Raw genomic sequence first — 13,121 nt, 5'->3', positions numbered from 1 at the left:
TCATTTCTTTTTGAAGACGAATAATGATAAATCGGCCGTATGGCGGAGTTCACAGAATTCAGTTAAAAAATTGGCTAAAAAACGGATACGAAAACCATGTGTCCTGAAGTGATTGGGACTCGCGCGGAAGAAACCGCCAAAACGTATCCAGAATTCGCGAAATCTGTTGAGAAGTTTAGCGAAAAAAAATACTAATACATCCCACCCCTAACCCTATATTATATATTAACGCACGAATTCGCTCGTACCAGCCTTTTACGGCGATGATTTTACGGGATCTACGCATGCGCTGGAATTTCTGAGTCGAGCAGGGTTGAAAACCGCATTGTTCATTGAGTCGCCCACGCCCGAACGATTGGCTGCGTTTTCGAATCTGGATGCACTCGGCGTCGCTGGTATGACTCGGTCGATGACACCCGATGCCATAGAAAAAACGCTCCGTCCCACATTTACCGAATTACGAAAGCTCGACCAGCCGCTGTTTTCAGCCCCTAGATGACTATTTCGGGATCGATTTTGGCCAATTACTGGAGACGTCGACCCGTAAAGGACTAATCTTCCAGTAGGGTTGCAGATACAGCAAAAGCGTCAACAGTTTAGGCACGGGTACTACATTTATTCCGCTTCCTGTATTTTTTCCTTTGCTTCTTCTAAATCATCGCCTTCTGGTTGAGGAATCTCACTAGCATGTCCGACCTGGTCTCCAGCATAGGTTAAGGCAATCAGCATTGGGAAGTGGTCGGATCCACAATTCGGCAAACGTTGGATGGTCTGTAATTGAAAATGATGCGATACAAAAACATGATCTAAGGGCCAACGTAAAAAGAAATAACGAGCATGAAATGTATTGTACAATCCGCGTCCGACACGTGGATCCAGCAAGCCACTTATGCGCTGAAACAAGCGAGTTGTATGGGACCAGGCAACATCGTTCAAATCGCCCGCTACGATAATCGGGCCTGATTTGGTTCGTGCTTCCTTGCCAACTAGTAATAGCTCGGCATCCCGCTCTGTGGAGCGATGATGTTCAGTCGGACTCGGAGGCATCGGATGAACGCCATAAAAATGGATCAATTGACCCGATGGCAGTTCAAGCTGTGCATAGATTGACGGAATATCATCTTCGATGAGGAAACGTAATTCGTGAGTGCGAATAGGAAATCGCGAATAAAACAGCATTCCATACGTATTTTCCAACGGATGCAGAATCGTATATGGATAGACAGCCTCCAGTTCTTTCAGCTCATCTTTCCATTTCTGATTTGCCTCCAGCACCAACACAACGTCAGGGTTGTGGTTGGCAGCTAAAGCCCGCACCTCTGGCATCCGCGTATTTTCCATGTAAACGTTGGCGGTCAGCACCCGAATCGTGTTGCTGCCTGATTCATTGGACGCCTTTGATAAGGCAACGGTTGGCACCTGTTTTCGATGAAAAGGCGTAAATGGGTAAATCAGCCAGGCCTGATACGATAGCGTGAACACTAAGCCGATGGGAACAACGAGCAGAATTCCATCCATATGTTGCCCGAACCAGATCCAGCCGACTAATCCAATCGAAGCAAGTACAGTCAGCTGCAAATGTGGGAAATCCCAGATGCGAACCCACCAGATGTCCAGCTTAATCAGATTGATGAACGAAACCAGCGTAATGAAAATGGAATAACTAAGCAGAATTATATCAGAGCTAGCCATACTTGAGCAGGAATGGTATTTTCAATGCTAACCCTAAAGTCAGCTTAGTGTTTTAGATTAAACGGCTAAGTCTAGTGGTTATAGCCTATCTGCATAAAGTGGGTATTGTATGTTGTCAATTCTGCTGGGTTAAGTCTTTATTGTTTAGGAGCAAATCGTTGAAAAAAGGTCGTTTTGTGTCGGTTGACAAAATAACTGCCGAGAAAAGCTGTTAGCCCAGTTGCTATGGCAACGACTGGCCAGAACTGTTTCATCGGAAAGAGTCGTACCAACGTTTCGGCCCAAAAGGCAGCATACAGCCCAATTACCGACCAGTTCATAAAGTAGTAGTGGTAATAAAGCCAGGTCGATACGTAGCGACGGAAAATAATCGGAATCATTCCGCCGATAATTGATACACTGCTGAAGATAGCTGCAATATGAAATGGGCCGAATTTGCCGAACAAACGGTAGATCATAAATGCCGTTATGTTTACCAGAATCATGGCCACAACATAGCCATAACCGATTTGTTTGTGGGCACGAGTTGCTTTCGGCATCAGTAAGACACAGGTTCCGAGTAGGAGGGCGGCTACGGCTGAATAAACGTGAATAGCACCAACGGGGGAGTGAATAATGTCGAGTAGCATAGATTTAGGAAGGTTTATGTTCTAAAGCTAACAGGAACTGGTTTGTGGTTGTATGCCTATCCGACCGATTGCCTAACTTGCGGAGTAAATGACCTATTTTCTATGACCAATTCCGAAATCGTTGATCTGCTCGAACTAACGGGCCGATTGATGGAACTCCACGACCGCGATCAGTTTAAAACCCGAACCTTTCAGTCGGCTGCGTTTAATTTAGATAAATCCACCGCTGACCTGGCTAATTTGCCGGTTGATGAACTGGTCAAATTACAGGGCGTAGGAAAATCTGTAGCACAGAAAATCCGCGAAATCGCTGAAACTGGCCATCTGACCGAACTCGATGAGTTGCTGGCTCAGACGCCTTCGGGTGTGCTGGATATGTTTCGGATCAAAGGATTGGGCGTGAAGAAAATCAGGACGCTTTGGCGCGAATTGGGGATCGATAATCTTCAGGATTTGCAGCGAGCTGGTGAGAATGGAGAGATTGCCAAAATCAAAGGGTTTGGTGCCAGTACACAGGAAAAAATACTGGCGGCTCTGGAGTTTTTGCAGCAACAGCAGGGAAAGGTTCGTATGGATAAGGCCGCGCTCATCGCCAATCTGGTGCAGGAGCAATTGGTGAAACATTTCGAGCGAGTTGACATTAGTGGGCAAGTTCGTCGGAAAGCGCAGGAAGTCGATGTAATTCAATTACTGGTACAAACCAGTGATCCAATTTCGGCAATGCTTACTTTGGCGAATCTACCGGATTTGGAACAGAATGAGCAGGCATCGTCACCCTTCGTATGGCGAGGAAAACTTGCCGGATTTGATGTCGTGGTCGAATTGCTCTTGTATCCAGCCGAGCAGATGAATCGACAACTGTTTATTCAGACGGCTACAGACAAACATTTACAGCAGGTGGGAAATGGTGGAGCATCCCTACTTCAGGTTGCGTATACCAGCGTGGTGTCGGAAGTGACCGATGCGCCAACAGCGGATGTTGAAAAAGCGATTTACGAGCGAGCCGGATTGCCCTACATCGTACCTGAAATGCGTGAGGATGATTTTGCCTTTCGCTGGGCCAGTCGGTATAAAAACGATGAATTAGTAACCTGGGATGACTTGCGCGGAACACTTCACAATCATAGCACCTGGTCAGATGGAAAGCAGTCGATTGCTGACATGGCTGCGTACTGCCGTACGTTAGGATTAACCTATTTCGGAATTGCCGATCATTCGAAAACAGCTTCGTATGCGAATGGCCTTGACGCGGAACGCGTTCAGCAACAACAAGTTGAAATTGATCAATTGAACGCAGGTTTTGGGGCTGATTTTCGCATTTTCAAAGGAATTGAATCCGACATTCTGAGTGATGGCTCCTTAGATTACGACGATACTACATTAGCTACGTTCGATTACGTAGTAGCCTCGGTTCACCAAACATTGACGATGTCGCTCGAAAAAGCTACGACACGTCTGTTGCGGGCTATCGAAAATCCCTATACCACAATTCTGGGACATCCAACAGGTCGCTTGCTACTGGCTCGTGAAGGATATCCAATTGATCACCGGGCCATTATCGATGCGTGCGCCGAACACAACGTCATTATCGAGATTAACGCCAGCCCTTACCGACTCGATATCGACTGGCACTGGATTGATTATGCGATGCAGCAGGGCGTCATGCTCAGTATCAATCCTGATGCGCACGACCTGGCCGGTTTGCTGGATATGCATTACGGAGTAGCTGTAGGCCGGAAAGGCGGCCTAACCAAAGCCATGACATTCAATGCATTGACACTAGCAGAAATGAGCGATTACCTGCAAAAGCGCCGATCTGAGTGGCGTAAATAGCAGGAATCTGGGGTCAGGCGGGATATTAATTATGGCTTAAAAGCATTCTAAATAGGGTAAATTCGCCAATTAAAAGCTTTATAACCATAGGGTTTCTTTTATATAGCCGATTAAGTTCTGTTTGTGAAGCCTGGTATAATATCCAACCTGATCGTCCTAAACCCGGCTTTATGCGGTTTTTACTCTTACTATTGCTCTTATTCTGGCTACTAAATGGAGTTTTTGCTCAACGATCAACCCCCAATACTGCACCGCCACCGCCGACCTATTCGGCTACGGGTTATGTCAAAGATGCGAAGACCGGGAAGCCTATTCAAGGGGTTAATATCGTTGTCCTGAACATATCGAAAGGATATATAACCGCAAAAGATGGTTTTTACACGGTTCAGTTACCGCCGGGGAATTATGTACTGCGATTTTCGCACGTAGGATATCGGCCGCGTCAGGATACGATTTCACTCCAGAAAACACTCTTTCGGGAAATCATGATGGTGGACGATTCGAAAGATCTGGAAGAGGTTGTCGTAACCAGCGAAGCCCCAGACCGCAATGTACGTAAGGTTGAAATTGGCGTATCGCAGTTAACTATTCGAAGTATTCGCCGGATTCCGCCATTGATGGGGGAGGTTGATATTGTCCGGAGTTTGTTGCTGTTGCCGGGTGTTACAACGGTTGGAGAAGGCGCTCCGGGCTTTAATGTTCGGGGGGGGAGTACCGACCAGAATCTCATTCTGTTTGATGATGCCCCCGTATTCAATTCGAGCCACCTGATGGGCTTCTTCTCGGTTTTTAATCCTGATGTGGTGCGCGACGTGACGTTGAATCGGGGAGGAGTTGCTGCTGCCTACGGTGGTCGGGCATCATCAGTACTGGATGTGAAAATTAAAGAGCCCGATGCGCAAAAGTGGGGAATAAACGGCGGTATTGGCTTGATTTCGAGCCGATTGGGAGTAGAAGGGCCAATTGTCAAAAATAAGTTATCGTTTCTGGCGGCAGTTCGGGCTTCGTTCAATGATTTCCTGTTTAAACTGGCACCGCCCAATCTGCGAGGCACAACGGCTAATTTCTACGACGTGACCACGAAGCTCAAATACCAGGCTAGCGAGAAACATACGCTTACGTTTACGGGCTATGTGAGTACCGACGTCTTTAAGTTAGCATCTGATTCATTGTCTGGCCAGGAAATTAATGCCTCATCGACCAAATTCAATTATCAGACGATGACAGGGGCTGTTCGCTGGAATTACTTCATGAGTAAGCAGTTAAATTTAGCTACGTCTGCAATCCTGAGCCGCTATCAGGCAAATTTGTCTTCGGCTGATTCGTCTAATGCTTTTGATCTGAAATCGGGAGTCTGGCACCGACAGATTAAGTCAGATCTGACGTACACACCCAACGAAATCCACCAATGGCAGGCAGGTATCAGTGCGATTGATTATTTAATTCAGCCCAACACACGCATACCTGGTCCGTATTCCAACGTCTTGCCCATCGATATTGCTCGTGAACAAGCTTATGAACTGGCAGCGTATGTACAGGATGAATGGAACGTAAATGCAGACGTAGCAATTATTGCAGGGTTACGTTATTCAACTTTAATGAATCGGGGCCCGGCATCAGTACGGACCTATCAGGAAAACGGCCCTCGTCAGGATGAAGCGGTAACGTCGACAAAGACGTATGATGCGGGTAAAATTTATAACACGATGGGTGGCCTGGAACCTCGGCTGGCCGTGCGTTGGTCGGTAGGGGAGGGAAAAGCGATCAAGGCAGGCTATAGCCGACTTCGTCAGTATATCCAGCAGGTGACGAATACAACGGCTGCCTTGCCCACGTCGCGCTGGCACTTAAGTGATACGTATACAAAACCGGTCATAGCTGATCAATGGTCGTTGGGCTACTTCCGAAATACATCCGACAACGCTATTGAAGTATCGGGAGAAGTGTACTATAAAACGTTGACGAACGCGATCGATTATCGTGATGGAGCCGAACTCCAACTGTCTCCAGCCATTGAAACCCAGATTGTTCAGGGTAGTGGACAGGCGTATGGATTTGAGGGCTTACTACGTAAAAATAAAGGCCGTTGGACTGGTTTTATGAGCTATACTTACGCCCGTACCTTTCTGACTATGAATAGTCCCTACGCCAGCGAACGGGTAAATAACGGCAATCCGTATCCGGCTAATTACGACAAACCCCATACGCTCAACATTCTGGCTACGCACCGCCCGACAACCTGGTTTAGCATGTCGCTCAACTTTACCTACAGCACGGGTCGACCAACGACGCAGCCAGCAGCTATTGCACGGGTTTCGGGTATTCAGATCCCTATTTATCTGGATCGCAATCAGCAGCGTGTCCCTGATTATCATCGACTTGACTTCTCAATGACGTTTGAGCAGAATCCGGAGAAGCACAAGAAGAATCAAAGCAGCTGGGTATTCTCGATTTACAATGTGTATGCACACAAAAATGCGTATTCGGTCTTCTACAAGCTAAGTCCTGCTTCCACGTCGGATGCGTATAAACTATCTATTTTTGGAACGGCGTTCCCATCGCTAACCTATAATTTTAAGTTCTGATGCGACTCCGATTTTTCCTTTACGCGCAACTATTTCTCTACGCCCTGCTAGTGGTTTCGTGCATTACTGAATTTCAACCAGACACGGTTTCTATTCCAGTTTCGCTCGTTGTAGATGGACAAATTACCGACCAGCCTGGGCCATATACCATTCGATTGACGCGCACGGCAGATTACTCATATAAGAGTTTGAATTTGCTCGAAACCGGTGCTATTGTAACCATATCGGATAATCAGGGCAATCAGGAAGTACTGAAAGAACAGTCGTCGGGTGGGGTTTATATGACGGCTGCAACAGGCATTCGGGGAGTGGCTGGTCGAAGTTACAAAGTAACGATTCAGACCAAAGCTGGAAAGAAATACGAATCGGACTTGGAGGTGTTAGTGGCTGCTCCGCCTATTTTGAAGCTGTATTATGAATACACGAAGGAATCAGGTGGGGCTACGACGGCCAAGAATCAAGGCTGGAATGTGTATCTGGATACGAAAGACCCTGAAGTAGCCGGTAATTTTTACCGATGGAGCTGGCAACATTATGAGTTTACCGAAGTTTGTTCCAAGACAGAACAGGCTAATGGGACTATAATCGGCCGGGGCTGTTGTTCGCCCTGCTGGGATATAACTCGCTGTTATAACTGCATCGACGTGACTTCCGATGTCGATATTAACGGAAAAGCGATCAGTCGTCAGTTTATTATGCGTGTACCCTATAAATCCAAAAGCCGCTATTATCTGGAGGTCCAGCAGCAGTCAATCAGTAAGGGGGCGTATGAATTCTGGAAAAGTGTTCGCGGATTAGTCAATAATACGGGAGGGCTTTTTGATACAGCCCCTTCAACGGTATCGACTAACCTGCATTGCACGAACGACCCGACAGCGGTGGTATATGGCTATTTTGGAGCAACGGGACTTTCTGAACAATATCTTTTTGTCGATCGAAGTGCCGGAGAAGGGCCCCCTGATTCAGATCCACCGGTTATTATTCCACAGCCATCTGCCTGCGCCGTATGTGAGAATAGTATTTATAGAACGCCAAACCAACCTCGGTGGTGGCAGTTTTAATCTGAATGAAACGACTTATTATTCGGCTTTGCCAGTTAACAGTAAATCAAATAAATTTGCGTAAATGATGACAGCATGACACGCCCTGTTAAGATCCTGGTTTTACAACTCTCGTCCATTGGCGATGTCGTGCTGACAACTCCCGTTGTTCGTTGCCTAAAGCAGCAATTGCCGAATGCTGAATTGCATTTCTGCACCCGATGGGATCTTAAACTCCTTGTCGATTACAATCCGTATCTTACAAAACAGCACTACTTAGAGGCAAATTTGTATGCGTTGATTCGCAAGCTTCGTGCAGAGCAGTTCACGTATATAATCGACCTGCAAAATACCTTCCTGACGGGCCTTATTAAAGCCGCTTTAGGTTGTCGTTCCTATAGTGTGGAGAAGCAAACGTTACGGGAGTGGCTTTACGTTCGGTGGAAGATCAACGCCATGACCGACCAGCATATCGTGGATCGCTATATGGCAACAGTAGCGTCGTTGGGGATCGAGAATGACGGCCGGGGACTGGATTACTTCATTCCGTATAAAGATGAAGTCGAGCTTGATTGGCTCCCCGAAACTCATCAGTACGATTTTGTTGCGTATGCCATTGGTGGACAAAGCCCAACCCGGCGATTACCCGTACTGCGGATGATTGAATTATGTCTGAAAATTAATTACCCGATTATTTTACTGGGCGATAAAGCTGACCGTAAAATCGGGGATGAAATTGTTCGGGCGGTTGGCAGCCAGCAGATTTACAATGCTTGTGGTCATTACAATCTCAATCAGTCTGCTTCATTACTACAACGGGCGCGAGTCGTTTTCAGTCATGATACGGGATTGATGCACATTGCCGCTGCCTTTCGTAAGAAAGTCTACTCAATTTGGGGGAGTACAACACCCCAACTAGGTTTTTATCCTTATAAAACCCCTCACGTCCGTCTCGAAACGCCGGGTTTAGGATGCCGCCCTTGCTCAGCGATCAGTTCAGGTAATTGCCCCTTAAAGCACTTTAAGTGCATGAATACGCTCTCCTTCGATTTCGAAGTCAAAGAACTCCGGATAAAAAAGAATTTTTGATGATTTAGTGTCAGTTACTACTGTATTGGTGAATTGGTTTGTTAACTAATCATTGTGAAGATTTACGGTTTTTTACTGTAAAACCAAATCTGATTACTTCATAATTCAGTAGGAGTCCTGATAAGCGCCTTGATCAGATTGAACCAGTAATGGCAGATGGTCTTCAAAAAGTTAATCCTTTAGTTGAAGGGCAGGGAAAACTTGTCGAAATAGTTGTTGACAGCAGAGCTAAACTTGACGAAGTAAAATCAACCGTTGTCAGGATTGATAACACTGTTAACGGGCAAACTAATTCTATTCAGAAATTAAAAACAACTGTTGATCGGATTGATAACACGGTTGCTAAGCATCTGCCTAACCCGTTCAGCAACCGATTCTACAGATATTTCAGTCAAACAAGCTAAATCGCCACGCCAGCACGGTACATTGCCAAAAACCGAACAGGGTCGACAAGGAAGCAAATCAGTAGAAACTTGCAAAATAGCTTCAGCCCCTTGTCCCCAGGGACCAAAACCAGCATCGGGATGAGTGGCTCCCCAAATGGATAGAATTGGTACACCACTTAAAGCGGCCAGATGCATATTCCCTGAATCCATACAGAGCATACCCGTCAGCCTGCGAATAAGCAGCAATTCCGCAGCCAGCGAAAGCTTCCCGGCTACTACTATGACTTGCGAAAATTGGGCCTTCAAGGTTTCCAGTTGCGCGATTTCATCAGGTCCGCCACCAAATAGAAAAACAGTGAGGGGTGATCCTTCGAAAAGTTGTTCCAACAAGGGCGCAAATCGTTCAAAAGGCCATATTTTCTGCGCATGTTGAGCAAATGGTGCAATACCTAACCAAGACGCGTTCGGATGGATAGATTGCTTATTCAGGAAAGTTGTAAGCTCATCTTCGGCTGGGCTAAAGAGCGGGAACTGAAAAGGTTTTGTTGGCTGAAGTGTGAAGCCTGCCTTATCGAACGCTTGCGCATATCGATCCACACTATGGGTTAGCTGACGACGAACTTTATCGGATTTTCGGGTTAGCTCTTTTTTTTCAGTTCGACCTTTATCGATCGTTACGGATGGTATGCCTACTGCCCAAAAGAGACGTTTTAAAAGTCCTGAACGTAAATTCTGGTGTGCATCAACGACGATCTGATACGTGTCTATTTGACGAAGCTCATGAAACAGCCGAATAAGTCCTTTCACACCATTATGTCGTCCGTCAAAATCGGCTCCTACTACACGGACGTTCGGGAACTGATCAAAAAAAACGGCAAATTTCTGGCGGGTTACGAGCGTAATACTCGTGTCAGGATATCGCTGGATAAATGCCTGCACAACGGGGGCCAATAGGGCAACGTCGCCCATGGCCGAAAACCGAAGAAGTAGCAGGCTGTTTTTCAAGGTATGATATAGGATATATAATGTATGATGTATGATGTATTAAGAGGGACGATCAATGGTATACCTCATACATCCTATATCATACATCTTATTAACTTTCTCCGTAAAGTACTGGATTTAAGCTAGGATCGTTGTACATTTTCATTTGCCGATATACTTTCATATAGCGGTCACCACGCTGAATATCTTCCAGAAGTTCATCGAAACATGTAGCCAGATCATGCTCCTGCTCGAGCAGAATCGTCAGTTTGTGATAGGCTTTCTGGCGATGTTCATCCGAAACGGATTGTCTGTCTACCTGTTCCTGAAAATGGTATATTTTGAGTTGCAGAATCGACATTCGATCCAAAAGCCAGGCTGGCGTTTCGGAATTCATTCGGGCACTGGATTTTGGGGTAATGCTGGCAAATAAGTCTGAAAACCAACTATCAATCTGCTCGACAGTATCCGTCCGATCCTGGTTCGACTGATCAATTCGTCTCTTGATAGCAACCAGCTCATTTGGCTGAATGGTTGGGCTACGGATAATGTCTTCGAGATGCCATTGAACTGTGTCAATCCAGTTTTTCTGGTATAATAAAAAGGCGATGTCGTTGGGCGAATACGGATTGTTGATGAGAGTCTCGACATGATCGGCCAGATGGTAGGTCTGAATGCTCTGGCGAAAGATGTCGTTAGCAAGTGTAGCGTTCATAAGTAATTAATCAAATGCAAAGATACGCTTTCTGGGGGTAAGCTGGTAATCGCTATGTTTCTCTGCAATAGAAGGATGGCCCAATATGTCCGATGCTTGGCCCTTGCGTACAAAAATTACCTCCTAATTTTACTGGCTGATTTTGCTGTTCGATGGCCCGTACTGTTCAAGTTGTTTTTATTGTTCCGCCACACGTGCATGTGCTGGATCTGACGGGACCGATTCAGGTTTTTTACGAAGCGGCTGAATACGGCGCCCCTTATCGGCTGATGTATTGCTCGTTTCAAAGTCCTGTTGTTAGTTCGGCAGGCTTGGGTTTTGGGGCTGTAATGCCGTTTGATGAGGTGCAAACTCAACCGGGGGATTATATTTTCCTGCCCGGAATGGATATGGATTATGTTCGATCAGCAGCGTTTAAAAAGGAAGAGAGATTTTTTGAGTGGCTACGGCAACAGCACAGCAATGGCGTTTTTATTTGCTCGGTGTGTACGGGTGCATTTTTAGTCGCTCAGGCCGGATTGCTTGATGGTCGGAAATGTACAACCCACTGGAAACGGATTGAAGAACTTCGAGCAACTTACCCTCATTTGGTGGCTCAATATGACAAACTGTTTGTGAAAGATGGGGGCGTTTACACCAGTGCAGGAATAACAGCCGGGATCGATCTGGCATTGGCCATCCTTGAAGAACAACAAGGGCCTTTGTTCGCCACAAAGATTGCCCGCGAGCTGGTTGTTTATTTTCGTCGTGGAGGTGAACATTCGCAGCAAAGTGTGTATCTCGATTATCGAAATCACATGAATGTTGCCATTCATCAGATGCAGGACTGGCTGATTGCGAATCTGGAGGCTAAAGCAACCCTGCAAGAGCTAGCCGAAATCGCTAATATGAGCCCCCGAAATCTTACACGAACGTTTCGGAAAGAAACCGGTACGACGATTCATAACTATACCACTCGCCTACGACTTGAACTGGCACAAACACTCCGACATAATCCAGGTATGACGATGGAGGCCATTGCTGCCAGATGCGGATTTCAAAATGCCCGACAACTTCGCCGTATCTGGCGAAACTAGAATACTCCGGTTTAGTAAAGCACACGAAAAACAATTACTTATGAACTCAATGATGAATACCGTTCGCAACATGATCATGACCTGTTCATTGATTGCTTCGATTGGTTTTACTGAAGCTCAAAAACCAGGGCCGAAAGAAGAGTTGATGGCGTACTATTGCGAACCTTGTGGGAATACCTGCGATTTTGAACGCCATACTGAATCCGGAATTTGCCAACACTGTGGCATGCCTTTAATGAAACGTAGGGTAGCCTTAATGGATTCACTTCAGCAGTCTCAGAAAAACGCCCGCAAGCGTAACGTGGCCATCTTTATTCACAATGGGGTAGAGGTGCTGGATTTCTCAGGACCGAGTGAGGTCTTTGCCTCGACTGAAGGCTTCAACGTTTACACAGTTTCGCTCTCCAAAGAGCCAATTATTAGTCAGCGGTTCATCAAGATTATCCCAAACTACAGTCTTGACGATTGTCCAAAACCGGATATTGTCGTATTACCGGGCGGACAAACTGGACCATTTCTGGAAAATGGTCCATTAATAGACTGGATAAAAGCCAGTGCGCGCGATGCCGAAATTATGTTATCGGTTTGTACGGGTGCCGGACTGTTAGCCAAAGCGGGTTTACTGGATGGAAAACAGGCTACTACGTTTCATAACTACATCGACGCGTTGCAAAAGGCAACGCCAAACGCTAAAATTTTGAGAGATACGCGCTTTGTAGATAATGGGCAGATTATTACGACAGCCGGTGTGTCGGCGGGTATCGACGGTGCGCTCCATGTGGTTGCAAAATTGAAAGGTCTTGCTGTAGCCACAAAAACAGCGCGGTATATGGAATACGACAAATGGAAGCCAAACGAAGGTTTAATTGTTGATCAACCAGGAAAAATAGCGGCTGAGCGTAAGTGATAGCCCTTTTTATCGACCACCGGTAACATCAATGAATGGTGTTCGCAACTTGTGTTGCTGCTTCCTCATTCTTTATGTAATTGACGAACACCCGATAGCCTTTATTTGCTGCTAAAATGGCTGTAGCCGCACCAATACTACGGCCCCCACCCGTAATTAGAATCGATTTATTCATGAAAACAACT

The 13,121-nt window shown here is 46.2% G+C and carries 11 protein-coding genes and 1 pseudogene; 7 read left to right on the top strand and 5 right to left on the bottom strand.

Translation table 11 applies throughout. The annotated features are described in order from the left end of the window. Nucleotides 1–265: 265 nt before the first annotated feature. Nucleotides 266–499, top strand: a pseudogene (locus ACYVE4_RS09615) (four-carbon acid sugar kinase family protein); the annotation flags it as partial. A 116-nt stretch (nt 500–615) separates the two neighbouring features. Here ACYVE4_RS09615 and ACYVE4_RS09610 read toward each other — a convergent pair. Beyond that, nucleotides 616–1,692, bottom strand: coding sequence for an endonuclease/exonuclease/phosphatase family protein (locus tag ACYVE4_RS09610; RefSeq protein WP_461039391.1), 1,077 nt, complete (start codon nt 1,690–1,692; stop codon nt 616–618). Nucleotides 1,693–1,829: 137 nt separating this feature from the next. Then, on the bottom strand, nt 1,830–2,321 hold the full coding sequence (locus tag ACYVE4_RS09605; RefSeq protein ID WP_461039389.1) for a DUF2306 domain-containing protein: 492 nt from the start codon (nt 2,319–2,321) through the stop codon (nt 1,830–1,832). Between the two features lie 102 nt (nt 2,322–2,423). Between ACYVE4_RS09605 and ACYVE4_RS09600 the strand changes: the two genes are divergently transcribed. The 4 genes from ACYVE4_RS09600 to ACYVE4_RS09585 all read left to right on the top strand — a co-directional run bounded on the left by ACYVE4_RS09600 (nt 2,424) and on the right by ACYVE4_RS09585 (nt 8,868). Beyond that, entirely contained in the window at nt 2,424–4,154 is a 1,731-nt protein-coding gene (locus ACYVE4_RS09600) for a helix-hairpin-helix domain-containing protein (RefSeq protein ID WP_461039387.1), read from the top strand. A gap of 170 nt (nt 4,155–4,324) precedes the next feature. Continuing rightward, nucleotides 4,325–6,739, top strand: coding sequence for a TonB-dependent receptor (locus tag ACYVE4_RS09595; RefSeq protein ID WP_461039386.1), 2,415 nt, complete (start codon nt 4,325–4,327; stop codon nt 6,737–6,739). Beyond that, the gene (locus tag ACYVE4_RS09590; RefSeq protein WP_461039384.1) at nt 6,739–7,800 is read left to right on the top strand and encodes a DUF4249 domain-containing protein; all 1,062 of its coding nucleotides are present in this window, start codon (nt 6,739–6,741) and stop codon (nt 7,798–7,800) included. Before ACYVE4_RS09595 ends, ACYVE4_RS09590 begins: the two co-directional genes overlap by 1 nt. Nucleotides 7,801–7,875: 75 nt before the next feature. Further along, on the top strand, nt 7,876–8,868 hold the full coding sequence (locus ACYVE4_RS09585; protein WP_461039383.1) for a glycosyltransferase family 9 protein: 993 nt from the start codon (nt 7,876–7,878) through the stop codon (nt 8,866–8,868). 305 nt (nt 8,869–9,173) lie between these two features. On the opposite strand, the gene ACYVE4_RS09580 is transcribed toward ACYVE4_RS09585, so the two are convergent. Together ACYVE4_RS09580 and ACYVE4_RS09575 are read right to left on the bottom strand one after the other, a co-directional pair. Beyond that, a complete protein-coding gene (locus ACYVE4_RS09580) occupies nt 9,174–10,259 on the bottom strand; it encodes a glycosyltransferase family 9 protein (protein WP_461039381.1) in 1,086 nt (361 codons plus the stop codon). 91 nt (nt 10,260–10,350) lie between these two features. Then, on the bottom strand, nt 10,351–10,953 hold the full coding sequence (locus tag ACYVE4_RS09575; RefSeq protein WP_461039379.1) for a DUF4254 domain-containing protein: 603 nt from the start codon (nt 10,951–10,953) through the stop codon (nt 10,351–10,353). A gap of 152 nt (nt 10,954–11,105) precedes the next feature. Between ACYVE4_RS09575 and ACYVE4_RS09570 the strand changes: the two genes are divergently transcribed. Further along, the gene (locus tag ACYVE4_RS09570) at nt 11,106–12,029 is read left to right on the top strand and encodes a GlxA family transcriptional regulator (RefSeq protein WP_461039377.1); all 924 of its coding nucleotides are present in this window, start codon (nt 11,106–11,108) and stop codon (nt 12,027–12,029) included. A 40-nt stretch (nt 12,030–12,069) separates the two neighbouring features. Then, the gene (locus ACYVE4_RS09565) at nt 12,070–12,936 is read left to right on the top strand and encodes a DJ-1/PfpI family protein (RefSeq protein WP_461039376.1); all 867 of its coding nucleotides are present in this window, start codon (nt 12,070–12,072) and stop codon (nt 12,934–12,936) included. A 28-nt stretch (nt 12,937–12,964) separates the two neighbouring features. Here the strand turns inward: ACYVE4_RS09565 and ACYVE4_RS09560 are convergent, their stop codons facing one another. Then, a complete protein-coding gene (locus tag ACYVE4_RS09560) occupies nt 12,965–13,111 on the bottom strand; it encodes an SDR family NAD(P)-dependent oxidoreductase (RefSeq protein ID WP_461039374.1) in 147 nt (48 codons plus the stop codon). Nucleotides 13,112–13,121 lie beyond the last annotated feature (10 nt).

It is taken from the genome of Spirosoma harenae, from assembly GCF_054776975.1.
This window is presented reverse-complemented; position numbering and strand designations above follow the sequence as displayed.